At 37.7% G+C, this 22,655-nt stretch carries 24 protein-coding genes and 1 pseudogene; 8 read left to right on the top strand and 17 right to left on the bottom strand.

What is annotated here, in order from left to right; genetic code table 11:
* Window positions 1–5: 5 nt before the first annotated feature.
* A complete protein-coding gene (locus IGL07_RS02330) occupies window positions 6–515 on the bottom strand; it encodes a VanZ family protein (protein ID WP_002366143.1) in 510 nt (169 codons plus the stop codon).
* Between the two features lie 138 nt (window positions 516–653).
* Between IGL07_RS02330 and IGL07_RS02325 the strand changes: the two genes are divergently transcribed.
* Window positions 654–2,480 (top strand): M3 family oligoendopeptidase, encoded by a 1,827-nt coding sequence (locus tag IGL07_RS02325; protein ID WP_002399760.1) that lies wholly within the window; start codon window positions 654–656, stop codon window positions 2,478–2,480.
* A 24-nt stretch (window positions 2,481–2,504) separates the two neighbouring features.
* On the opposite strand, the pseudogene IGL07_RS02320 reads toward IGL07_RS02325, so the two are convergent.
* The 8 genes and pseudogenes from IGL07_RS02320 to IGL07_RS02285 form a co-directional block, all read right to left on the bottom strand.
* Window positions 2,505–3,844 (bottom strand): annotated as a pseudogene (locus tag IGL07_RS02320) (MATE family efflux transporter).
* A gap of 174 nt (window positions 3,845–4,018) precedes the next feature.
* On the bottom strand, window positions 4,019–4,669 hold the full coding sequence (locus IGL07_RS02315; protein WP_002355481.1) for a uracil-DNA glycosylase: 651 nt from the start codon (window positions 4,667–4,669) through the stop codon (window positions 4,019–4,021).
* 87 nt (window positions 4,670–4,756) lie between these two features.
* Window positions 4,757–6,157 carry a M24 family metallopeptidase gene (locus IGL07_RS02310; protein ID WP_010817031.1) on the bottom strand — a complete coding sequence of 467 codons (1,401 nt, stop codon included), beginning with the start codon at window positions 6,155–6,157 and terminating at the stop codon, window positions 4,757–4,759.
* Between the two features lie 12 nt (window positions 6,158–6,169).
* Window positions 6,170–6,931, bottom strand: coding sequence for a DeoR/GlpR family DNA-binding transcription regulator (locus IGL07_RS02305; RefSeq protein WP_010817030.1), 762 nt, complete (start codon window positions 6,929–6,931; stop codon window positions 6,170–6,172).
* Between the two features lie 128 nt (window positions 6,932–7,059).
* Window positions 7,060–7,905, bottom strand: coding sequence for a VOC family protein (locus IGL07_RS02300; RefSeq protein WP_002358647.1), 846 nt, complete (start codon window positions 7,903–7,905; stop codon window positions 7,060–7,062).
* Window positions 7,906–7,947: 42 nt separating this feature from the next.
* Complete coding sequence (locus IGL07_RS02295; RefSeq protein WP_002355475.1) at window positions 7,948–8,544, bottom strand: nitroreductase family protein; 597 nt, start codon at window positions 8,542–8,544, stop codon at window positions 7,948–7,950.
* A gap of 170 nt (window positions 8,545–8,714) precedes the next feature.
* Window positions 8,715–9,650 carry a LacI family DNA-binding transcriptional regulator gene (locus IGL07_RS02290; protein WP_010817029.1) on the bottom strand — a complete coding sequence of 312 codons (936 nt, stop codon included), beginning with the start codon at window positions 9,648–9,650 and terminating at the stop codon, window positions 8,715–8,717.
* Window positions 9,651–9,654: 4 nt separating this feature from the next.
* Window positions 9,655–9,939 (bottom strand): hypothetical protein, encoded by a 285-nt coding sequence (locus tag IGL07_RS02285; RefSeq protein ID WP_002366136.1) that lies wholly within the window; start codon window positions 9,937–9,939, stop codon window positions 9,655–9,657.
* 115 nt (window positions 9,940–10,054) lie between these two features.
* Between IGL07_RS02285 and IGL07_RS02280 the strand changes: the two genes are divergently transcribed.
* On the top strand, window positions 10,055–10,390 hold the full coding sequence (locus tag IGL07_RS02280; RefSeq protein ID WP_002358645.1) for a hypothetical protein: 336 nt from the start codon (window positions 10,055–10,057) through the stop codon (window positions 10,388–10,390).
* A gap of 182 nt (window positions 10,391–10,572) precedes the next feature.
* On the top strand, window positions 10,573–11,427 hold the full coding sequence (locus tag IGL07_RS02275; RefSeq protein WP_002382951.1) for a M48 family metallopeptidase: 855 nt from the start codon (window positions 10,573–10,575) through the stop codon (window positions 11,425–11,427).
* 70 nt (window positions 11,428–11,497) lie between these two features.
* Here the strand turns inward: IGL07_RS02275 and IGL07_RS02270 are convergent, their stop codons facing one another.
* Together IGL07_RS02270 and IGL07_RS02265 are read right to left on the bottom strand one after the other, a co-directional pair.
* On the bottom strand, window positions 11,498–12,511 hold the full coding sequence (locus tag IGL07_RS02270; RefSeq protein WP_002375893.1) for a lipoate--protein ligase: 1,014 nt from the start codon (window positions 12,509–12,511) through the stop codon (window positions 11,498–11,500).
* Between the two features lie 187 nt (window positions 12,512–12,698).
* On the bottom strand, window positions 12,699–13,316 hold the full coding sequence (locus IGL07_RS02265) for a nitroreductase family protein (protein ID WP_002355466.1): 618 nt from the start codon (window positions 13,314–13,316) through the stop codon (window positions 12,699–12,701).
* Between the two features lie 111 nt (window positions 13,317–13,427).
* Here IGL07_RS02265 and IGL07_RS02260 point away from each other — a divergent pair, with 111 nt between their 5' ends.
* Entirely contained in the window at window positions 13,428–13,775 is a 348-nt protein-coding gene (locus IGL07_RS02260) for a winged helix-turn-helix transcriptional regulator (RefSeq protein ID WP_002355464.1), read from the top strand.
* A 13-nt stretch (window positions 13,776–13,788) separates the two neighbouring features.
* Here the strand turns inward: IGL07_RS02260 and IGL07_RS02255 are convergent, their stop codons facing one another.
* Together IGL07_RS02255 and IGL07_RS02250 are read right to left on the bottom strand one after the other, a co-directional pair.
* Window positions 13,789–14,748 (bottom strand): GDP-mannose 4,6-dehydratase, encoded by a 960-nt coding sequence (locus tag IGL07_RS02255; RefSeq protein WP_010817028.1) that lies wholly within the window; start codon window positions 14,746–14,748, stop codon window positions 13,789–13,791.
* 20 nt (window positions 14,749–14,768) lie between these two features.
* Window positions 14,769–15,737, bottom strand: coding sequence for a TDT family transporter (locus IGL07_RS02250; protein WP_002355462.1), 969 nt, complete (start codon window positions 15,735–15,737; stop codon window positions 14,769–14,771).
* Between the two features lie 141 nt (window positions 15,738–15,878).
* Between IGL07_RS02250 and IGL07_RS02245 the strand changes: the two genes are divergently transcribed.
* Window positions 15,879–16,706, top strand: coding sequence for a LysR family transcriptional regulator (locus tag IGL07_RS02245; RefSeq protein ID WP_002355461.1), 828 nt, complete (start codon window positions 15,879–15,881; stop codon window positions 16,704–16,706).
* 46 nt (window positions 16,707–16,752) lie between these two features.
* On the opposite strand, the gene IGL07_RS02240 is transcribed toward IGL07_RS02245, so the two are convergent.
* Both IGL07_RS02240 and IGL07_RS02235 read right to left on the bottom strand, forming a co-directional pair.
* Window positions 16,753–17,163: a DUF4809 family protein gene (locus IGL07_RS02240; protein ID WP_002375889.1), complete on the bottom strand. Its 411-nt coding sequence runs from the start codon at window positions 17,161–17,163 to the stop codon at window positions 16,753–16,755.
* A gap of 15 nt (window positions 17,164–17,178) precedes the next feature.
* Window positions 17,179–17,541 carry a DUF4809 family protein gene (locus IGL07_RS02235; protein ID WP_002366133.1) on the bottom strand — a complete coding sequence of 121 codons (363 nt, stop codon included), beginning with the start codon at window positions 17,539–17,541 and terminating at the stop codon, window positions 17,179–17,181.
* A 167-nt stretch (window positions 17,542–17,708) separates the two neighbouring features.
* Here IGL07_RS02235 and IGL07_RS02230 point away from each other — a divergent pair, with 167 nt between their 5' ends.
* The 3 genes from IGL07_RS02230 to IGL07_RS02220 all read left to right on the top strand — a co-directional run bounded on the left by IGL07_RS02230 (window position 17,709) and on the right by IGL07_RS02220 (window position 19,898).
* Window positions 17,709–18,662 (top strand): L-lactate dehydrogenase, encoded by a 954-nt coding sequence (locus tag IGL07_RS02230; protein WP_002358635.1) that lies wholly within the window; start codon window positions 17,709–17,711, stop codon window positions 18,660–18,662.
* A 131-nt stretch (window positions 18,663–18,793) separates the two neighbouring features.
* Window positions 18,794–19,300 (top strand): phosphatidylglycerophosphatase A family protein, encoded by a 507-nt coding sequence (locus tag IGL07_RS02225; RefSeq protein WP_002355457.1) that lies wholly within the window; start codon window positions 18,794–18,796, stop codon window positions 19,298–19,300.
* A 148-nt stretch (window positions 19,301–19,448) separates the two neighbouring features.
* Window positions 19,449–19,898 carry a YehR family lipoprotein gene (locus IGL07_RS02220; protein ID WP_002355456.1) on the top strand — a complete coding sequence of 150 codons (450 nt, stop codon included), beginning with the start codon at window positions 19,449–19,451 and terminating at the stop codon, window positions 19,896–19,898.
* A 51-nt stretch (window positions 19,899–19,949) separates the two neighbouring features.
* Here the strand turns inward: IGL07_RS02220 and IGL07_RS02215 are convergent, their stop codons facing one another.
* Both IGL07_RS02215 and nhaC read right to left on the bottom strand, forming a co-directional pair.
* Window positions 19,950–20,867, bottom strand: a complete 918-nt coding sequence (locus IGL07_RS02215; protein ID WP_002366131.1) for a hypothetical protein — start codon at window positions 20,865–20,867, stop codon at window positions 19,950–19,952.
* Between the two features lie 355 nt (window positions 20,868–21,222).
* The gene (gene nhaC / locus IGL07_RS02210) at window positions 21,223–22,629 is read right to left on the bottom strand and encodes a Na+/H+ antiporter NhaC (RefSeq protein ID WP_002363118.1); all 1,407 of its coding nucleotides are present in this window, start codon (window positions 22,627–22,629) and stop codon (window positions 21,223–21,225) included.
* Window positions 22,630–22,655 lie beyond the last annotated feature (26 nt).

Genomic DNA, 22,655 nt, shown 5'->3' with positions numbered 1-22,655 from the left:
CTAAATTAGCGTCTTCTTTTTTTATTTTTCTTCAAACCATGAACCACCAAACAAATAACGATGGCTGTCAAAGCACCCATGGCATCCAACATAACATCTTGAAAAAGAGGGGTCCTTCCGCCTGTGATCATTTGATGAAATTCATCTAAACCTGCATAGCCAGTAGCAGCTAGCCAGGAAACAACAGCTGTTAAAAACAGACCTTTGATTCTTGGCACTAATCCAATAAACCAACTACCACCTAATAGAAAATACGTACCAAAATGGGCTCCCTTACGAATAAAAAATTCAACAAATTTACTATAACCACTAGCTTGAATGCTCACTTCACTGCCAGCATATTGAAAAGAAATGTTTTTTAATTGTTCTTCAAAAGGATGACTGCTCAGAAGTTTATCTAAAAGACCAACTTGTGATTGCTGTTCATACGTCTGTGATGAACTGAAAAATAAAATGGCCATAATAACAAACGCAATGACTAAATATAAATTACTATCTTTCAAATAATTTTTCATATAATCCTCTTTTCTTGGTTTCAAGTTGCCCCGTAGTTGCCCCGTGCCTGCCACGGAAAATTCTTTTTTATTATAGTCGGTTTCGAGGGAAAAAGAAACAACTTCTCTTAGGTCTTATGATATACTGAAAAGAAAAAAATGAAAGAAGGATTGGATATGACCTATTCTATTACATGGGATTTAGACAGTATTTTCCCCAATGGGAGCGAGTCCAAAGAACTTAGCCAACGAATGACTCAATTAACCGAACAGACAAAAGAGTACCATCAATTAATCACAGAATGGACACCAGAAAGTGCCCAAGGCAAAGAACAATTTGCTGAAATCTTAACGTTACAAGGGAAAATCTCAAATGGCTTTTCACAATGTAATAGTTTTTTAACTGCTTTAATTTCTGCTAATACTAATGATACCAAGGCCAAAATTTTATCAGGCGATTTATACAATCTGTTGCCAGCGATTCAATTAGCTGAAACCATTTTTACTAAAAAAATCACCGAGATTTCAGCAGAACATTGGCAAGCCCTGTTAGCCGAAGAACCGTTCAAAACAATGGCTTTTCGCTTAAATGAATTACGCCGTGATGGAAAAAAACTGCTTTCCGAACAAGAAGAAAATATCATCAATACGCTTTCTCTAGATGGGTTAAATGCTTGGAGTACACATTACGATACGATTGTTGCTTCCATCGTGATTCCTTTTGAAGAAAAAGATGGCTCTGTGACAGAACTATCTGCAGGCCAAGCCTTTAACCGCATGATGGGAGATCCTGACAAAGAGGTTCGTCAACGTTTGTTTACAGCCTGGGAGAAAGCTTGGAGTGGCAAAGCTTCAATTTTAGCAGACACCCTAAATCACTTAGATGGGTTCCGTTTATCTGATTACAAATTGCATGGCACTACAGATTATTTAGAAAATCCCTTAAACTATAATCGAATGAGTCAAGAAACATTAACGGTTATGTGGGAAACCATCCAAAAAAATAAACAACCATTCGTCGACTTTCTAACGCGCAAAGCGCAATTATTCGGCAAAGAAAAAATGGATTGGCAAGACCAAGATGCGCCAATTATTTTAGGTGATTTAGAAGAAAAAACGTATTCCTTTGATCAAGCCGCTGCCTTTATTTTAGAAAATTTCCGTAAATTCAGTCCGAAAATGGCCGATTTTGCCCAAATGGCTTTTGAAAAAAGTTGGATTGAAGCTGAAGATCGTCCAGGCAAACGTCCTGGGGGTTATTGTACAGAATTACCTGAAACACAAGAGTCGCGGATTTTCATGACCTTTGGCAATTCAATCAACGAAGTAGCTACTTTAGCCCATGAATTAGGTCACGCTTTCCATAGTAGCGTGATGTGGGATTTACCTTCATTGAATCGAGAGTATGCCATGAACGTAGCAGAAACGGCTAGTACCTTTGCAGAATTGATTGTTGCTGACGCCACCTTAAAAGAGGCCAAATCAGACGTTGAAAAGATTAACCTTTTAGACACAAAAATGCAAAATGCCATTGCCATGTTTATGAACATTCATGCGCGTTTTATCTTTGAAAATAATTTTTATCAAGCGCGCCAAAAAGGTTTAGTAGCGGAAGAAGATATTACTGAATTAATGTTAGCGGCGCAAAAAGAAAGCTACAAAGATAGTCTTGGCAGTTATCATCCTCATTTCTGGGCGAGCAAATTGCACTTCTTTATTGATGATGTGCCTTTCTATAATTTCCCATATACTTTTGGCTATCTATTCAGCATGGGTATCTATGCGTATGCCAATCAACAAGGCAGCTCTTTTGAAGACCAATACATTGCGTTATTAAGAGACACTGCTTCGATGACAAGCGAAGAATTAGCGAAAAAACATTTAAATGTTGACTTAACAAAACCTGATTTCTGGCAAGCCGGCATTGATCAAGTCCTAAAAGATGTGGAACAATTCATGACTTTAACTGAAAACTATGTAAACTAAGCAAAAAAGAAGCAGTAACCAACATCAGGTTACTGCTTCTCTTTTTTTCAAATAGTTTCGATACGCAGGTAGCCCACAAGCATTAGTCCAAACGTAACAAATTCAACTACTGGCATGGCTAACCAAACACCGGTTAATCCTAATAATTTCACCAAAATAAATAAAACTGGCACAATTAAAAAGAACCCACGCAAAGAGGAAATCATTAGCGCCATTTTCGGTTTACGAACTGCCGCAAAGTAATAAATCCCCATAAAATTCAATCCTGTAAACAAGAAGGAAATCGCATATAAGCGGATGGCTGTCCTAGCAATTTGCGCCAACTGGTCGTTCCCTTCGCTATTAAAGACCTCAATAATTTGTCCCGTAAACACTTGACTGATTAAAAAAAACAGGAAGCCGGCAACCAAGTACGTAATAAAGCTAAGTTTAACAAATTTACGCAACACCTTCGTTTCCCCTAAACCATAGTATCGGCTGAGTAATGGTTGCGCCCCTTGCCCAATCCCTGTAAAAATGGCAATCACAATAATATTGAGGTTGGCAACAATCGCATAAGCTGAAATCGCCACATGACCAACTAAGTTTAACAAAACAATATTAAATAAAAACATGACAAAGGCCGAAGAAAATTCATTTAAAAAGGAAGAAAAACCAATCGACATAATTTCTCGAACATCCTGAAATTTCACTTTAAACTTTTCAAAACGTAAAACTCGTTGCGGCGACCACTTATGCAACGTAATCAGGATTAAGCTTGTTAACGGTGACATCACCGTTGCAATTGCCGCACCTGCCATGCCCCACCCAAATTGATAAATAAAGACATAGTCCAAAATAATATTAACAATTCCCCCACTGACAAAAGCAATCGTTGCCAAACGAGGATTATGGTCATTTCTTAAAAAAGTAATCAGGCAATTGTTTAAAATAAATAATAATGAACAGCTAAGGTAAATCATATAATATTCCTTTGCCAAACCAAACAAGACACCGGTCCCCTGAAGTCCCCGAATAATTTGATCGGAAAAAATCAAGCTCGCTAAAGTAAAGAGACTCCCTATAACGAAAACTAACCCAATCGTTAAACTAAAATACTGATTAGCTTTTTTGATTTCTTTTTGCGCAACCGTGGTCGAAAACAACGTAGCGCCGCCAACCCCAAACATCCAACCTAATCCATTAATAATATTAACAAGTGGTAAGACAATGTTAAGCCCCGCCAACGCCTCGGTGCCGATCCCATTTGCAATGAAAAATGTGTCCGCCAAAATAAAAATTGATTGCGCCGCCATACTTAAAATTCCTAACAGAACATTTTTATAAAACAACGCAGTAAAATGGTTTTGCTGTGTTTGCTCCATACCCAAATCTCCTTCTAACAAAAAAAGGACTCATTCTTTTTGCTTCAAGGCTTACGCAAAAATCAGAATCCTTCAATTATTCAACCCAGCGATTAAATAATCTGTCTATTTATTGATACTTCTAGGGTAGCATTCTCTCTTCGAAAAAACAACCATCCTTTTATTTTTCTCATTTTAAACTTTCTTAAGCAGTTGCAGTTGTTTTTGAACTACTTGCCAATCTTCTTTCACGACTTCTTTTAAACGATAATTATAAAAGACAGCCGCTGGATGGAAGAGTGGAATGATTTGATAGGTTTTCTGCGTCCAATGATAGTTTTGGGATTGCTCATCAAATGTTTGAATGGGCGACTGAATGACCGTTCCGTGCACTGCAGTGATTGTTGGCTTTGGTCCTAAAAGTCGTTGCAACCCAATATTCCCCAGTGTCAAAATTAGTTCAGGTTGGCAAACAGCGATTTCCCAATCAAGCAAAGGCGCAAAAATTTTGATTTCTTCTTTGGTTGGCGTTCGATTAGGAAATTTGGTTACTCTTTCTCCCGTTTTTGCAATCTGCTTCGTTTTTACAGAAAAAGGCCGACTCCTAACCGCACTGGTGATATACACCGTTTCACGACTTAAGCCAACTTGTTGTAATTGTTCCATCAACAATTGACCTGAACGCCCTATAAATGGTACGTTTTCTTTAATTTCTTCTTTTCCAGGGGCTTCCCCAATCAGCATCACTTTTGGCTGTTGCGGTCCTTGGCCTTCCACAAAACCTTCTAATGGTAAGTCTTTCGCTTTAGCTAAAACTGCTTTTTTCAGATGTTCAGGATAGTGCATTTACCATCACGCCTCTCTTCCGGTGTTCTTCCTTCGCTATATTGATTATAAATAAGGCCCAAAAGAAACTCAAAAAAAGGAGCCTATTCATTTAAGCGCTGGTTTTTCTACACACAAAGCTTTGTCTTTAGCTAGATAAAAAGGCCGTAAGTAACCAACTAAATTAGACATTGGTAAAACCTCCGATGGTAAATCAATCTTTAATGTCTCCTTTAAATAGGCTTTGCGTGTCGTAATCCGTTGCCACATGTCTGGATAAGTTTGCTGAATCTCTTTTTGCAATGTTTCATCAGCCAAAGCCACACACTCTTCTGCACTCACCCCTGTATAACCAGGTACAGAAGGAATAATATCCACTTGAAAGAGCATGCCACTTTCCAAGCGAATGGCTGAATCTGGATAAATAGGCGACGACATCCATTCATCATCCGAAACTAAATGTCCAGGATTCAAATGCCAGTGATAGATTTCTTTTGGTAACTGTTCTTCAATTGCTTGGTACATTTCTCGTCCTAACAGTCCGATTCGAATGGTTTCAAGCCAGTGAACGACAGCTTTAAAATAGGGTTTTGCTACGCGCTCTAAATAATCACGTTGCGCTTCTGGCAATTGCTGCTCGTTTTCAATAACAAAACCTGTTCGGCTAGACAAGCCGCCTTTGTAGCCTGTAGTTAATGATAAGGCATCACCTAACTGAATTTCTTTGGCAGTCGGATACATGTTTGCATATTCAAAACGTTGACCAGTTGCCGCAATGGTTACTACCGTCGGCGTTTGACCTTCATCATTTAACAAAGCCCCAATGTCCGTTTCACGCTGTCCTATTTCAATTGCATTTAAGGCCTTTAACATACCGCGAGAAGCCAAATTCGCCCCATATTCATAGTGCGCCAATTCGTTGGCATTATTTGTTGTGCGGGCCCCCTTTGCTCCAATCAATAAGTGGGTCCCATTTAGTAAACGAGCTTCTTTCGGCAGCGCTTTTTTCAGTGCTTCGACAATAAAATGTGGCACATCAAACATAGTAGCAGGTTCTTGCTGTTGTGTTGTAAACATTTTCCACCCAACGATACCTATTTTTTGAGCAGTTTCATCGAGAAGCGTTTCAAAAATCTGCGACAACTTTTGTTCCCCAGCCATTGGTTGATTAGGTAGTGAAAAAGCTGGATAATGAATTAAATCAGCTGAGATGCGGGCATGTTGGCACAGTTTTAAATTTTCATTGCCTAAAATAAGTGTCGCCGCACCATCCTTATTTAACACAAGGAGTCCTTCTTCAAACCTCGGAATAAAGCCAGTTAAGTATTCAAAATTACTGCCATGCTCTTTGTCTGCATAGAAGACCAATTGATCGAATTTTTCTGTTTCCATTCGTTGTAATACTTTCTGCTTGCGCGCCATCATCGTTTCATTCGTCAAATACGTTGGAAAAACATTCTCAAAAACAGTAGGTTCAGCAATATGTGTATAATTAATTTTTCGCTTCATTATTATCCTCCATTATTCATCTGCGACAATCAACGTTACGCCTGCTTGCGCTAACTGTTCACAGAATTTTTCATCAGGTCGTGTATCTGTCACTAAACAATCAATTTCTGTTAATTCGCAAATTTTAAATAAACCCGTTTTGTTTAATTTCGTTTGGTCTGCTAAGGCAATGACTTGTTTGCCTTGTTGAATCATTCGCCGTTTGACTTGACCTTCTTCTTCTGTGTGAATAAATAATCCTTGTTCAGATAACGCAAACACACCCAATAATGTATAGTCGGGGGCAAATTCCCCAACCTTAGCGACTGTTTCTGCCCCAAACAAAAAGAGTTGTTGTTTATGCAGTTGCCCAGGTAATACTGTAATTTTTGTTTGATCCATTTGCGCTAGAAGTAGCGCATGACTGAGAGAGTTCGTGATCGCGTGAACCGGACTATTTTCCATCGCTCGAATAGCTGCTTCCACCGTGGTTGATGAATCAAAAAAAATGGACGCTTGTTTGGGAATATTTGCCCAAACTTTTTGGGCAATGGCTTGTTTTTTCTCTGGATGCTTCATTATTCGTTGAGCATAATCATAAATAGTTGCTTCAGACTGCACTGAGATAGCGCCACCATGCGTTCTCTTTAAATGTCCTTCCTTTTCTAAACGAATTAAATCTCGTCGAATAGTATCTTTTGAAACGGAGACTTGCTCCGCTAACGCTTCCATGGAAATACTTTTTTGTTCATTCACTATTTTTTGAATCTTGGCTAAACGTTCTTCAATCAACATGCTTCCTCACCTCTTCTAAGTAAAGATAGCATCTTTTGCATTATTTTGCAAACAAATGCAAAATAATGCAAACAAGACAAAAAAACTAGTCCTTCATTTTCTAACGAAGGGCTAGTTTAAGAGTGGTTTTAATAGGTAAATTGAATAATCATGCCGCTAGGATCTTCTAACGCAAGTAAATGATCTTTGGCAATAAAATGTAACTTTGCTTCTTCCGCATTGGCTTGGACGATCTCTAAATCTGCCGCAGTTGGTAAACGGAAGGTATAATTTTCTAAGCCAAATTGATTTTCTTGAATCGTTGGCAGCTGTTTTCCGCTCCATGTATTTGTCCCAATATGATGATGGTACTGACCCGCTGCAAAAAACTTCGCTTGTTGACCAAAGTTAGACTTTAAGCCAAACCCTAAGTTTTTATAGAACGTTTCAGTGGCATCTAAATCGGCCACTTTCAAATGAATGTGCCCAATTTTAGAACCTTCGGAAATTCCTAGCCAGTGACCGTCAGCTTCTGCAGCTAAACTATCACCGTCTAATTCTTCTGTCACACCGATAATTTCACCATTTGGACGAATATCCCAGACTTCTTCTGGTTTATCCCAATAAATTTCGATGCCATTATTTTCTGGATCACTTAAGTAAAGGGCTTCACTATAGCCATGATCTGCTGCGCCAATTTGCACATTTTCCTGCAAAAGCCACAGCAACATATTGCCTAAATCTTTGCGGGTTGGTAGCAGGAAAGCAATATGGTACAAGCCAGTGGTACCCTGATTTTCTTCCCCAGCTGTTAGTTCTTTTAAGACAAGAATTGCATCGTTGGTGCCTTGTGGCGCTAGCCAAGCACGTCCCTCTCCTTGTTTTAAAAGTTTTAAGCCAATTGTTTTCGTATAAAAGTTTACCATTTTATCTAAATCAGCCACTTTCAAAGTGACTTGTTGAATCCCAATATTACTTGGTAATGCTTGAACCATTTGCTTTCACTCCTTTCCTCTTCGTTTTACTAAAGCAATGATTTAGTTGAATTCTTTAAAACGAGCACTATCTTCCATATATTCTTTTTCGCCAGCTGGCGCTTCAATGGAACCAATAACCATTTGTGCACGTAAATTCCAGTTTGCAGGAATTGACCATTCTGCAGCAACCGCTTCGTCAATGACTGGGTTGTAGTGTTGTAAGTTTGCGCCGATATTTTCTTGCGCTAAGGCAGTCCAAACGTTTGCTTGTGTTAAACCAGTTGCTTGTTCAGACCAAACAGGGAAGTTATCCGCATATAATGGGAAGCTATCTTGTAAGTTTTTCACGATATCTGTATCTTCAAAGAATAAAATTGTGCCCGCACCAGCTGCAAAACCTTGTAATTTAGCTTGTGTGTTTGGAAATGCTTCTGCTGGAGTTAATGGTTTTAAGGCATCTTCAGTCATTGCCCATAATTTTTTGTGAGCATCGCCGAATAAGAACACAACGCGTTGTGTTTGAGAGTTAAAAGCTGTTGGACTTTCTCTAACAACTTCTTTTACTAAAGCAGTTACTTCTTCTTTTGAAATTGGTAAGTTTTCTCCTAAAGCATAGATTGAACGACGGTTTTTCATCATTTCAGTAAATTTTGACATAATATGTTCATCCTTTCGAATTTCCTCAGTAAATTCATTTAATTTTGTTTACATGCTTACTATACTACCTTACAAAAAGTAAGTAAAGCTTTTTGTCTTACTTTTTGTAAGTTTTTTTATTTTTTAGCGAAAAACCTTATTCTACCAAAGAAAAAACAACCAGCTTTTTTCTAAGAAAAAGAAAAATCTGGTTGTCGATTAATAAATGTAGAAGTCAATTGAATCGTTTTTGGCCGTTTTTCTTGAAATAAGTGTGTGGCTTTTTCCCCTAATTCCATTAATGGATGACAGATTGTTGAAAAATTTAAAATTTCACTTAATAAGGTTTGTTCCTGCCCCACTAAAAAGAGTGGTCTTTCAATAACGGCTTGAATCCCTGCGGCAATTTCATCACCGTTGGTCACAACCGCTTGGAGCGTTGGATCTTGCCCACAGTGACGTCCTACTTCACACCCATCTTCATAGGTTAAACAGTCCTTAAATAACCGATTTTCAGGAATCACTCCATAAATTTCCTGATATGCGTCAACTAAATAGCGTGCGCTTGTACTTTTTTCTGGTGCACGGTTAATCGTAATTGCCACTTCACTACATCCTTGTTGTTTCAACGCTTGGAAGACCCGCCGATAAACGGTTAAACGATCGATATAGATACTAGCATAACTAGGGTCTTCTATTTTTTCACAAAAAACAACTTGCTCTTTATACGGAGCAAACACACTTAAAGGATTTGCCTTTGACAAAACAATCATGCCATCAAACGCACCCGTGCCCATTTTTTCCAAGTAACTTTTTTCAACTTCTTTATCATAATCCGTTGGTAATAAACTGACCATCATCCCTTGCTGAAATGCTTGGTGGATAATCCCACTTAAAATAGCATCAAAATAAGGTTGATTCGTATAAGGAACCATGACACCTAATGTGTTACTTTTCCCAAAGCTAAGATTTCTCGCTAATATATTGGGCTTATAGCCCAACTCATCGATAATTGCTTGGATTTTCAGTCGTTTTTCCTCAGAAACATACGGATGATGATTAATCACACGCGAAACAGTCGTAACTGAAGATCCTGAAAGGCGCGCAATTTCTCGAATTGTTGTCATACTTTCACCTCATTACTTTACAAAATTGAGTTAAATAAGGCACAATCCCTGTCCCGTAATCAACAAAACGATAAAAGGTCTCCTGCCAAGCAAAAGAAATTTCCTGAATATCCTCCTGCTGTGTCAAGTGCCACTCCGTTATCTGATGGTACGGAATTTCTTGATGCCAAATCTTATAGTATTTTTTGGGACTATTTAACTGCAGACTTTTGGCCGTCGTAGTCACCGAGACAAAATAGTAATCCATACCAAGTCTATCGCTTATCTCCACTATAACATTCATTTTCATGCCCTCCAATATTTTGATACACCTAGCTTACCTTATGAAACGCGTACCAGAGCAAGAGGAAAAATAAAAAAAAGTGAGACCATGTTATACTAGATGTATCATATAAAAGCAAAGGATGAGTGCAATGGAAACTGTTACAGTAGCAACAAAAAGCGACTTACTAACGAATTTGAACAAGCAAACGGATGAAATCATTATCTCGGGGGCACTTGCACAAGAAATTTACCACTTAAAAAAACAACAATTAACCGAAACGGAAGAAATGGGCTTTTTAGTGGGCAGCCAAGGTGCTGGCTCATTTTTAACCTATTTAATCGAGAAGTTATCCTATATAAATTCGGCGCTATCGCCAGAAGAACAAAAAATTGAACATGCGATTTTGCGTTTGTATGTTATAAAAAAATTAACTCCAGAAACTACTTTATTACGTCTAAAACAGTTAGATTATTAAAATTTTATTTAATCAAGATAGACCAATTCCCCGCGTACAACGAGTCCATTTCATTAATCACTTGATATAATTACCTTTATTCAAGTTCCCACCATTGTCATTATCGATTAACCAATGGTATATTAGAAGTAACAGATAAGTCATTTTATTTGAAAAAGTGTTTGGGAAATGTTTGGGGAGGAATGTTTATGTGTCAACCGCAGGAAAAAAAGAAAGAAATTTCTGTTGCTAAGTTACGTTATCGTTTTGAAGTACCAATGATTATCATTGGTTTTGTTTTATTGTTTTTCGCATTGGGGTTAGTTGCCTTATTGATATTGAGTGATTTGCCGATTCCTGACTGGTTATTAATTGTCTTAATTGCACCAATTGCGCCAGTCATTGCTTTTTTTACCATTCGTTATATGTACATGGACACTGCTTCTAACGGAGTGGAAATTACAGAAAATCAGTTACCAGAAATTTATTCCTTGTATATTGATTTGGCAAAAGAAATGGGCTTTGGCACTAAAAAATTAAGGATGCCACGTCTTTATTTAATCAACGGGAATGGTGTCTTAAACGCTTTTGCGGCAAAATGCTCTTTACACAGACGCTATGTTGTCATTCACAGTGATTTGTTGGACATCGCGTACAATACAGGCGATTTTTCGCTGATTCGCTTTATTTTGGCACACGAGCTAGGACACCATAAATGTGGACACACTAATTTATGGCGGCTAATGTTATCCATTATTTTGAAACCAGTTGCGTTAGATAAAAGTTTTACAAGAACGCAAGAATATACCGCTGATCGCGCAGGTTTATACTACGCAGAAGAAGGTGCTTTAAGCATGATTTATTTATTTTCAGGAAAATACATGGGCAGTCGTGTGGATTTAGAAGAATACTTTCACAGTATTGATTTACATGATGATACCATCTGGCTTAAATTGAGTAACTTCTTATCCGATCATCCTGTTGGCTTCCGTCGAATGCAAACATTGAAAAAAGCCAAAGATACTGGCAATTGGGACGTTCATGGGAAATTTTTCTAGCAAGAGCCAACCATCATTAAATAAACGTGCTGGGACAAAAGATTCTTTAACTTTTGTCCCAGCACGTTTATTAATCCACCAATAAATGAACAAATTCTTCTTTGGTGATATTTACAAAGTAGTCTTCAAAGTTAAACGCTGCTAATGCTTGCCAAATTGATGAATACTGATAGTCCACACCTAATAAAGCCGCAACGATTTCCGCTGTTTCTTTTTTGGCAAAGTAATCACCATAAATCGTTAACTCAATTATTTTACCTTTTTCAACAGTCAAACGTGCATCCACAATGCCGCCTTTAAACTTTTCTTCTTTTTTGATCGTAAATTTAGGCGCTTCACCAAAAATCCAAGCTTCATTGCCATACACTTCAGCGACCAATTTCCTAATTTCCTGCTGATCTGCTTTGGTTAGGACATATTCTTTCTCCGCAATTTCAGTTAGAGATTCGACATCAAAGAGCTCCATCAGTAAACGATTGCGAAATTCCTCAATGGTTAATTTTTGATATTTTTCGTCTAAGTACGGCCGTAAATTGGTTACGCGTCCCCGAACAGATTTTGTCCCTTTTGATTCAATTTTTTTCTTAGAAACAGTTAAGACACGTTGAACTTCTGCCAAATCAACATCATACATCAAGGTACCATGAGTATACATCTTCCCCTTTTTTGTATACATGGCATTGCCAGAAAATTTTTTCCCATCAATTAATAAATCATTGCGACCGCTAATCTCGGCCCCCGTTGCGCCCATTTTATGTAATGCTTCAATAATTGGTTTAGTGAACGCTTTAAAATCCCCAAAAGCTTGATGTCCTTCCTGAACAACAAAACTAAAGCTGACATTCCCGAGATCATCATAAACAGCACCACCGCCCGATAAACGGCGAGTAATAACGATTCCTTTCTCTCTAGCATAAGCTAAGTCAATTTCTTCATAAGCATTTTGATTTCGGCCTAAAATAACACAGGGTTCCTGAATATAGAACAACACTAAGGGCTCTTCAAAAGAGAGAGTGTTTAATAGATAATCTTCCGTTGCTAAATTTTCACGAATATCTCGTGACTGCATTATGACATAACGCATAAGGTCGCCCCACTTCTTTTTCTTCTAGTGTATCACTTTCTTTCAAAATTGGTTCACTAAACGTCTTCTCTGGCCATTCTCAAAAGCGGATGATCAACAAAAAAACGAACGTGGGACAACAATCACTTTGGATGTTTGTTCCACGCTCAAAATCTAATAAACAGCAATTGCAGAACTGTTTAGCTTTTTAATCTAACCAAGTTACTACTTCTGAAACATCTCGTCGGACTGTTTCAAAGCCGGGTGTTTGAGCTTTGCCAATCGGAATAATCAGTCCGTTCACTAAATGATCCTCAATATTAAATAACTTGCGAACCGCTTCTGTTTCAAAACCAGACATCGCCACAGTATCATAGCCTCGATCTTTTGCAGAAAGCATCAGCTGCATTGCAACTAAGCCTTGGTCTAACATTAGCCACTCTCTTTTTTGTTCTTCGCTAACATCATAGTACCAAGAAACATTTTCATTAATTCCTTGACGAATTTCTTCCGTCATCGTTCCTTGTGCGACAGCTTTAGCACTGATTTCATCTGCATTGGCCACTGTATAAGCAGTCAAATCGCCTAATAAAATAATCACCGCCGCTGCCCCTTTAACTGCTGGTTGTTGCATCGAAACTTCGTAAAGGGCCTCTTTTTGTTCTTTTTCTGTGACAATTAAAAAACGCCATGAATTTAAATTGGTACTATTTGGCGCGAACATCGCTTCCTCAATTATAGCCATTAATTCCTCTTTAGGAATCTCAACATCTGGCATAAAATCCCGAACTGAGCGGCGGCTGCGAACAACATCTTGATACATCATATTTCTTCTTCCTTCCTCTTGCCTTACTTGACATAGTTATTATTACTCACTATGATGGAGAAAAAAAGTACGCACTTTTTATTCACCTAGGAAGATAAAAGTAACCATTACGTGTCACAAGGAGAAACTATGACAACTGATAAACAAACCAGTATCAACTTAGCCCTTTCCACCATTAACGGCAAATGGAAATTATCATTAATGGATGAATTATTCCAAGGAACCAAGCGCAACGGTGAATTGATGCGTGCGCTCGACGGAATCACTCAGCGCGTCCTGACAGATCGCTTGAGAGAAATGGAAAAAGATGGCCTAGTCCATCGAGAATCCTTTAACGAACTGCCCCCGCGTGTGGAATATACGCTCACTCCGGAGGGATATGCTCTTTACGATGCCCTCTCTTCACTTTGCCATTGGGGCGAAACATTTGCACAAAAAAAGGCGAGACTTAACAAATAAGTCTCGTCTTTTTTTATCTATTTTGGGTATTATGGGTAAACTTAAGATATTTTTGAAGTCCTTCTTGAATTGAATAAACGGGTGAAAAACCTAAGCCTTTCAAAGCAGAACTATCTGAAAGAGAATATTTTATATCGCCATCTCGTTCCTTTTGATAAGAAACTGGCAAAGAAAGTCCCACTAATTGGTTCATTTCTTCAATTAATTGATTAAGAGAAATGGCAACTTCGGTACCCACATTATAAACATGTCCCAACGCTTCACTTTTGGTTGCTACTAAATTTAATGCAGTTAGGACATCATCAATGTAGATAAAGTCACGTGTTTGCTGACCATCTCCAAATATTTGAAATTGGCTCGCTTGCTCTTGTTCTAACTGGATATAACGATCCATCAAAATGGACAGGACACCAGAATAGGGTGAAGCAGGATTTTGATTGGGACCATAGACGTTAAAGAAGCGAACTGCGCTCGTGGGTACCCCGTGTAAATGGTATTCATTGAGAACATAACGTTCAGCAGCAAACTTATCAATAGCATAGGGACTCAAAGGGCAAATCACCGAAGTTTCTCTTTTAGGCAACGTTGGCTCTGCACCGTAAACGGCTGCCGACGAAGCAAAAACAAAACGTTTGAGCTTTTTTTGATATTTTTTTATTGATTCCAGTATTTTCAATACACTTAAAAAATTGACCTCGTGGGTCTCTAGAGGCTGTGCCACAGAACTTGCCACGCTTGCCACGGCCGCAAGATGAAAGATATACTCAAACGAATGCTTTGAAAGTACTTCGTCCAATAATTGCTGATCCGTCACACTTCCTTTAATAAAAACCAACTGCTCAGTTTGTTGCAAATTTGACACTCGCCCCATGGACAAATCATCAATCACAAAAACTTGATACTGTTGACTATAAAAATTAGCCAAATTAGAACCAATAAAGCCAGCTCCTCCAGTAATTAATAGTTTCTTCACCTCTTTGCTTCCTCTCTTTTTTAATTTAATTCCACTTTTTTCGTGTTATTTTCTCTTTGGAATAAAAAAATGCAATATCGAATGAACACATAACTTACAATAGCCACAGCTAATAAAAGTTCAAAAGTAGACAAAATATTTAACAGACTCGTTAGGCCTACCTTTTCTGCAAATAAAGGTTTAACTTTGACTAATGCTGTCGCAGAAATCACTAATGGGAATGTAAAGGCAGCATAACTTGGATAGAATGTCACTTGCATAATTTTATATAGATTCACTACTACAATCCCATAAATACATTGAGATAAAATTAGCAAGAAAACAACTAATGGCATATACAAATGACCACCCATTGAAATATAGCCAGCTAAACATAACGAACCTGGCGCTGTCATAATCGTCAATAAAGGAATGGTCGATTCAGGCATTTCTTTCGACTTCGTAATTCTCTTGATTAAAATTGGTAACAAGAGTAAATAAAAGAACAACGCTACCCAAAAAACAATTTTTCCCAACTCATTGATAAACAATTGAGAAGTATTAGGAATAACGCCAATGCCGACAAACGTAATAAACCAGCTTGGATAAATATGTTCCAGTTCGATTTTTGTTGGAAAAATATGCACCGCTACAAAATAAATCATTAAAATAAAATGTAAAATCACTGCGCCAATCCACAACACGTTAATCCAAGCAGCATTGGTAAATATCCGATCTAAGAAAACACAGATAACCATTAAAGCCATTGTAAATGTTGGTGATACCGAAGCAATAATTGGATCATCTAAGGTGCTTAATGCATGTTTCATTGTAAAAATAATTTTTAAAATAACTAAAATCATTAAGAGACTGCCAAGTACACAATAAATGGTCCCAATTGTTGCATATCCCAAGGAATAAAGTAAATTCCCCAAAGAAACCATCCCTAAAATTAGTCCGCAAATGGGAATCGGGACTTTCCGCAAGAATTTTTTCGCACTTTCTACCATTATGTAGTCACACTCCGTCTTTATTTATTATTATTGATATTAATCAAAAGTATGTTATTATACTAAATGAAATATTTATATTTGTAAAATAAATATTTGCAATACCAACTATTAAGATAGTAAATAGAAAGAGGCGATTTTATGTTCGAATGGATCAAAACATTTATTGCTGTGTATGAAACCAAAAATTTTAGTGCGGCGGCCAAACAATTGTATATTTCTCAGCCAACTGTTTCTTTGCAAATCAAGAAATTAGAGCAACACTTTTCGATCAAGCTGTTCTATCGTAATGGAAAACAATCGGTTATTCCTACCAAAGAAGCTGATTTTTTATATCCAAAAATGCTCTCGATTATTGAAAGCTTAACTACTTCTTTTGCGCAAGCTGCAGAAAAAGAGAATTTTAAAGAAGACTGCATTATAGCCTCTTCAAATACAGTTGCTATTTATTTATTGCCAGATATTATGGAGAGTTTGGTTACCGCTTTTCCACTCATCAACTTTTCAATTCAACTGATGAATTCAAACGAAGTCGTGGATATGGTTCAAAATAATCATGCCCACATTGGACTAATTGAAAAACCCATTGAAACCAAAAATCTACACAAAGAAATTGTTTATGAAGACCAACTAGTTCTAGCAGGAGATGCCGCTTCAAAATTTTGGCTCTTAAGAGAAAAGAACTCTGGCTTACGTTTTTTCAATGAGCTTTATCTCAACGAACACAGCATCAACTTACCAATTATCGAATTAAACAACAACGAAGTCCTGTTACAATTACTAAAAAATAACATTGGGCAATCAATTGTTTCTCGATTATCTATTTCCGATGAGATCCCTTGGCAACCAATTGATCAGTCCTTTGCTTCTCGAAAAATTTTCATTGTCCAGACCGATCACCATGCCAACACTTCCTTCTCTGAAGTTTATAACCGAATCGTTGAAAAAATTCGTGAACGACAAGCCTAAAAAACAGGAGAACGACTTAGCTTTCGCTAAATCGTTTTCCTGTTTTTTATTTATCAGTTTCCTCTACCAATTCAAATTCAAAAGGTTCTAACTCAAATAGTTGGTGTAAAATTTGCTGGGTTTCTTGGAACACTTGTTGTGGCTCTTTACACAAAAGAGTGCTTTGAATGGTCTGTTTTTTTGATTGAAAAAGAATTCTCGTTTCCTCTTCCTTGAATACAACTTGATGAGTTTCCCTTTCAAACACCGTATATTCTTCGAACATTTCCATAACTAATTTTTGACGAAACCCTTCTTTGAGTGCTAATAAGGTTACTAAATCTGCAACAGTTAGCGTTTCTAACGCAATTGTTTCATCTTCTACATGAACAAGATAATTCGTACACTTCACATTCGGACAGGCATTGCAGCCGCCATTAATCAAGTCTGAGGTAGTTGTTATTTTCACCTGTTTCATCTTAATCCTTCTTCCCTACTTTTCGAGAAAAACACAAGGGGTCTCCTCAAAAATATTCAATAAAATATGATTGACTTCTTGAAAGACTTCTTCGTGATTTCGGCATTGTTTTTCCATTACTAAACGCAGATCATTCACAACAAAAGTCAACGTCGTCGCTTGTTGGGAAACATGTATACAACGGTTGCCTTTAACAAAACATTCTATTTGTTCTTCAATGAATGGTTCTTTTTGATAGCCATATGCTAAAGCGATACATTCCAGAATTTCGTAGATTTCTATTTTGGGAAGTTCATAGCTACAGCTACCGATAACTAGTTGAAAACGGTTCGGCTGTTTTTCATTATTGCTTGCATAATACACTGTTGTCGTTGTCATTTTGCCTCCTTATCTTCTCTATTTTCCTACTCTTATCATAACAAAAAAAACACGCTTCCCTTATTTAAATTGTTAATAAAGACTATTACAGATTGGTATAACCACACCTAAAAAGTTCGTGATATAATTCACTAAGAAAGAAATATTACAGAAAGAAGAGATGAACGATGAAAGTATTTAACAAAAAAGTCGCAATTATTGGTACTGGTTTTGTTGGCACAAGTATTGCCTATTCCATGATCAACCAAGGGATTGCGAATGAATTAATCTTAGTTGATATTGACAAAGCCAAATCTGAAGGCGAAGCAATTGACTTATTAGATGGTGTGTCTTGGGGTCAAGAAAATGTAAACGTCTGGGCTGGCGACTATCAAGACTGCCAAGATGCCGATATCGTCGTGATTACAGCTGGCGCTAATCAAAAACCTGGGCAAAGTCGTCTAGATTTGGTTTCAATCAATGCAGAAATTATGAAAACAATTGTTAACAATATCATGAAATCTGGTTTTGATGGAATTTTAGTGATTGCCTCAAATCCTGTCGATGTACTGACTTATGTGGCTTGGCAAGCTTCTGGTTTACCTGTTTCAAGAGTAATTGGAACTGGTACAACTTTGGACACAACTCGTTTCCGCAAAGAACTGTCTCAACGTTTAGCGATTGATCCACGCAATGTTCACGGCTATATTATTGGCGAACACGGGGATTCTGAAGTGGCTGTCTGGTCTCATACCATGATTGGAACAAAACCTATTTTAGAAATTGTGGATACGACAGAGCGCTTAACTAGTGACGATTTACCAATCATTTCTGATAAAGTGAAAAATACAGCTTATGAAATTATCGATCGCAAACAAGCGACCTATTATGGGATTGGTATGAGTACTGCACGCATTGTTAAAGCCATTTTAAATAATGAACAAGCTATTTTACCTGTCTCAGCTTACTTAGATGGGCAATATGGGCAACAAGATGTATTTACAGGGATTCCTGCAGTCGTTGGCAATCAAGGTGTGACTGACATTATTGAATTGAATCTGAATGCTGCTGAAAAAGAACTCTTCCAAAAATCAGTGACACAATTAAAACAAGTGATGGCATCGTTACAACCGAACGCTTAGTAATTTTTAACTAAAAATAACACTTCAACTAAATTATTCTCTACCAAAATAGATTCTAATTCCCCTTTATCGTTCTTTTTGGTACCATGAAAGAAGAACTTCAACTAAAGCAGAAATTAGGAGGACAAAAAATGGTAATCCAAGGAGATACGTTAGAAAATAGCGCACGTCGTTTATTGCAAGAACGTGGCGTAACAATGAATGATTTAGCTGAACTTGTGTTATTTTTACAAAAAGATTATATTGATAATTTAACATTAGATACTTGTTTAGAAAGTGTTGATGCCGTGTTAACAAAGCGTGAAGTACACAACGCGATTATTACAGGTGTCCAACTGGATATTCTGGCGGAAGAAAACAAGCTACTTTCACCGTTACAAGAAATTTTAACGGAAGATGAAGGGCTTTATGGCATTGATGAAATTATGGCGCTCTCCATTGTAAATGTTTATGGATCTATCGGTTTTACGAACTATGGGTATATCGACAAGGTAAAACCAGGCATTTTAAAAGAGTTAAATGCGCATGATGGCGAACATGTCCACACATTCTTGGATGATATCGTGGGCGCAATTGCGGCTGCGGCTGCCAGTCGGTTGGCTCACTCACAACCAGATTTAAGTGATATTACTAAATAAAAAACTTGCCTCTTCTCATAAAAATGAAGAGGCAAGTTTTTTATTTAGTTTTATTTGCTGGACTTCTCACAAGCTTTCTACTTAACAGTAATTATTTGCCGTGTTATGTTACAGTCAAGAATAAACAGCTAAAGGAGGTTATCTAGAAATGAAAAAGTTTTTACGCGTATTTTTAATTTTTATTGGGGTATTTTTTCTTGCAAGTTGCGGTTCAAAAATAGAGACAAAAACCTTTGTAGGTTCGCCACAAGATGGGATTGATTCCACCTTAACCTATACGTACCAAGGAGATAAAGTCTTAACGCAAACGGCTAAAAACATTGTTTCTTATGACAAGTTGGGGATTACAAAAGAAGAGGCAAAAACAGCGTTGGAACCCGTTTCTAAACAATATGAGGACATCAAAGGGCTTGATTACAAACTGACCTATGAGGACAAACAAGCCATCGAAAAATTGACGATTAATTATGAAAAACTTGATTATGATAAAGCCAAAAAAGTGGATGGTATCCAGATTGATGGCGATTCTTCTAAGGGAATCAGCATGAAGAAAAGCCAAGAATTGGTGGAGTCACAAGGTTATACAGAACAAAAATAATAAAAGAAAGCGTGCGACAATGGGCATTGTCGCACGCTTTCTTTTTATTAATTACATTGATGTTGCCATCTTCACTGCTTGAATTGGGTCAAAATGATGAACAGAGTAAACGACTGTACCGGCTTGCCAAACTACTGAGTTGCGATTATAGTCAGTGGTTCCTGCCACGTTCAGTGTGATTTGACCAACGGTATTCGGTGCTGGTAATGTTTCTTGTTCCAAAATATTGACAACATTTTTCGCTAAATCATCAGGCGATTCACCATTGATATTTGAGGCCCGTACGACTAAACTCCAATTGCCTTCTTGCCAAGATAAGTAACTAGAACCTGCCGCCCCTTGTTTATAACCAGTGATATTGTAACCTAAATCTACTGGTTGACCGCCATTGTCAATGATTTGGTTCACTGCATTTTTTGCTTCGGCATCAGAGCCATATGTTTTTTTCTCAAAAGAACTAATTGGCGTTAACTGATTAACACGTGCATCATTCACTGGAATCGCTTCTTTTTCTGCATAATATAAAACACGGAAATTGTTTTGATCTGCTTGTGATGTTGTCGCTGCAGTTAAAAAGTTATTCGTTTGACTCGTTAAAATTGCCTGCGGTAAGCCTTGACCAGGAAACATGTTTGCTAGCTGGTTAAGCACTTGGTTGGCTTGGTCATCTGGATTCGCATTTTTCGCTGGTGATTGCTTCTCTGCTGAGCCATTATTTGCCGCTTCCTTCGTAGAAGAAGCTGTTGCTTTCGAATCAGCTGTTGTTGTTCCTGACGGTTTCGCATCACTAGATTTTGTTGCTGCTTTGCTACTTGATTCTTTTGTAGCAGATGCTTTTGTACTCTCGACTGTGGTACTTTCCGCAGCACTGGAACGACTATCCGTATTTTCTGTACTTTTTCCGCCGCCACATGCTGCTAAAGCAAGGGTTAAAAGAAAAGCACTAGAAATAAGCCCTATCTTTTTCATAAGAATTCCTCCTTGTTTTCCCTACCCTTATTGTACCTTAATCATGTGTATCCGTCACTTGTTTGTGTTTCGTTCTAGTTGGTTTAAATAACAGAAAGTGGACGGTAGGATTCGAACCTACACCTCAACATTGAGCAAGAATAAACTACTGTTAGTCTCTATGAGTTTAACACCACGTTCATCCACCTATTTGATTGATCCTTTGTATCATAACTTAGAATAATTAAATTGCCTTTAAGGAGCTTCAAAGATTATATGAAGAATTGTAAAAAATCTGTGACGAAAAAACGATTGAACCAATCAGTAGATACACTGAGGTTCAATCGTAACCAATTGTTTAATTATCTGAAAAAACTCACAATTCAACGTTAGTCCCTGGTGCTTTTTTGTTTTCCCCTTGTTGTTTTTTTAAGAATATCCCCAAAATGACGGTGATAATGGGACAAAGCAATGGGAAAAAGGCATATGGTAAGTATTCTAGTGCACCAACTTTTAACGTTCCCATAATGAAGGTACCACTAACTCCCCAAGGAATTAACGAGTTGACTGCCGCCCCAGCATCTGCCAAAGTACGAGTTAAATATTTTTTATCAATACCTAAACGAGTAAATGAGGATTTAAATGTTTCCCCTGGTAAAATAATTGACAAATATTGTTCGCCAACTAGTAAGTTAATTCCCACAGAACTTAAGGCAGTTAAAGCGATTAATTTGGCTGGATTATTCACATAACCTTTAATTTTATCAATTAAAGTAGCCACGATGTTAAACTTAATCAACAAACCGCCTAAACCTAATGCCAAAATAATCAACGCAGCAGAACCTAACATGCTTTCAATCCCACCACGAGATAAAAGTGTATCAATACTTTGATCCCCTGTATCTGCCACATAACCACTCATTAAGATGGTAGAAACTTTCGCTAAACTTAGGTGATGATCATTTATAAAAGCTAAGATGACCGCCACTGTAGAGCCGACTAGTAACGTTGGAATAGCCGGTACCTTTTTCCAAGCGAATAAGAATAAAACCGCTACTGGCAACAATGTTATCGGTGAAATCCAGAATCCTTGATGTAACGTTTGGACCATTGCATCAACCGATTGTAAATCCGCCGAACCAGATTGATGCCCCAAGAAGATATAGCCGACAATCGAAATAATAAACGCCGGAATAACAGTGTACATCATGTTTAGTATATGTTCAAAAAGGTTCACGCCACCAATTCCAGCAGCTAAGTTTGTTGTATCAGATAACGGTGAAATGTTGTTCCCCAAAAAGGCACCTGAAACAACTGCACCAGCTGTCATCGCATTGTCGAATCCAAGAATATGTCCAATACCTAGAAAGGCAATCCCCATAGTTGAAACAGTCGTAAAGGAGCTCCCTACCGTCACACCAACTAGTGCACAGACCACAAAAACGGTTGGTAAGAAGAACTTCACTGAGATAATTTTAAAACCATAGACCATAATTGTTGGAATCGTCCCAGATAAAATCCAAGTAGCAACTAAGACACCTATCAGCAAGAAAATAATAATCGGAATGATCCCTGGTTTAATCCCTTCCACAATGCCCTCGTGGATCTCATCCCAAGAAAATCCTTTCCATTTGCCATAAAGCAACAACAACATGAATACAAAAAGAATCGGTATGTGAGGGGTTAATTTTTGACCAATAATTAAGTACCCGAGAATCGCTAACAAGGCAATCAAAATGCCTAAACTTTCAGCGAACGAAACAGTGGGTTTCGTTGATTTCATATGAAAACCTCCTTTTATGGAAAGCG

The sequence above is a fragment of the Enterococcus sp. DIV1368f genome (genome assembly GCF_051712245.1).
GTDB lineage: Bacteria > Bacillota > Bacilli > Lactobacillales > Enterococcaceae > Enterococcus > Enterococcus faecalis.
The sequence above is the reverse complement of the archived record's forward strand: the minus strand, read 5'-3'. Positions and strand labels throughout refer to the sequence as shown.

Coding starts and splice junctions, on each gene's coding strand:
- IGL07_RS02330 (WP_002366143.1), bottom strand. CDS start 515: ATGAAAAATTATTTGAAAGATAGTAATTTATATTTAGTCATTGCGTTT.
- IGL07_RS02325 (WP_002399760.1), top strand. CDS start 654: ATGAAAGAAGGATTGGATATGACCTATTCTATTACATGGGATTTAGAC.
- IGL07_RS02315 (WP_002355481.1), bottom strand. CDS start 4,669: ATGCACTATCCTGAACATCTGAAAAAAGCAGTTTTAGCTAAAGCGAAA.
- IGL07_RS02310 (WP_010817031.1), bottom strand. CDS start 6,157: ATGAAGCGAAAAATTAATTATACACATATTGCTGAACCTACTGTTTTT.
- IGL07_RS02305 (WP_010817030.1), bottom strand. CDS start 6,931: ATGTTGATTGAAGAACGTTTAGCCAAGATTCAAAAAATAGTGAATGAA.
- IGL07_RS02300 (WP_002358647.1), bottom strand. CDS start 7,905: ATGGTTCAAGCATTACCAAGTAATATTGGGATTCAACAAGTCACTTTG.
- IGL07_RS02295 (WP_002355475.1), bottom strand. CDS start 8,544: ATGTCAAAATTTACTGAAATGATGAAAAACCGTCGTTCAATCTATGCT.
- IGL07_RS02290 (WP_010817029.1), bottom strand. CDS start 9,650: ATGACAACAATTCGAGAAATTGCGCGCCTTTCAGGATCTTCAGTTACG.
- IGL07_RS02285 (WP_002366136.1), bottom strand. CDS start 9,939: ATGAAAATGAATGTTATAGTGGAGATAAGCGATAGACTTGGTATGGAT.
- IGL07_RS02280 (WP_002358645.1), top strand. CDS start 10,055: ATGAGTGCAATGGAAACTGTTACAGTAGCAACAAAAAGCGACTTACTA.
- IGL07_RS02275 (WP_002382951.1), top strand. CDS start 10,573: ATGTTTATGTGTCAACCGCAGGAAAAAAAGAAAGAAATTTCTGTTGCT.
- IGL07_RS02270 (WP_002375893.1), bottom strand. CDS start 12,511: ATGCGTTATGTCATAATGCAGTCACGAGATATTCGTGAAAATTTAGCA.
- IGL07_RS02265 (WP_002355466.1), bottom strand. CDS start 13,316: ATGATGTATCAAGATGTTGTTCGCAGCCGCCGCTCAGTTCGGGATTTT.
- IGL07_RS02250 (WP_002355462.1), bottom strand. CDS start 15,737: ATGGTAGAAAGTGCGAAAAAATTCTTGCGGAAAGTCCCGATTCCCATT.
- IGL07_RS02245 (WP_002355461.1), top strand. CDS start 15,879: ATGTTCGAATGGATCAAAACATTTATTGCTGTGTATGAAACCAAAAAT.
- IGL07_RS02240 (WP_002375889.1), bottom strand. CDS start 17,163: ATGAAACAGGTGAAAATAACAACTACCTCAGACTTGATTAATGGCGGC.
- IGL07_RS02235 (WP_002366133.1), bottom strand. CDS start 17,541: ATGACAACGACAACAGTGTATTATGCAAGCAATAATGAAAAACAGCCG.
- IGL07_RS02230 (WP_002358635.1), top strand. CDS start 17,709: ATGAAAGTATTTAACAAAAAAGTCGCAATTATTGGTACTGGTTTTGTT.
- IGL07_RS02225 (WP_002355457.1), top strand. CDS start 18,794: ATGGTAATCCAAGGAGATACGTTAGAAAATAGCGCACGTCGTTTATTG.
- IGL07_RS02220 (WP_002355456.1), top strand. CDS start 19,449: ATGAAAAAGTTTTTACGCGTATTTTTAATTTTTATTGGGGTATTTTTT.
- IGL07_RS02215 (WP_002366131.1), bottom strand. CDS start 20,867: ATGAAAAAGATAGGGCTTATTTCTAGTGCTTTTCTTTTAACCCTTGCT.
- nhaC (WP_002363118.1), bottom strand. CDS start 22,629: ATGAAATCAACGAAACCCACTGTTTCGTTCGCTGAAAGTTTAGGCATT.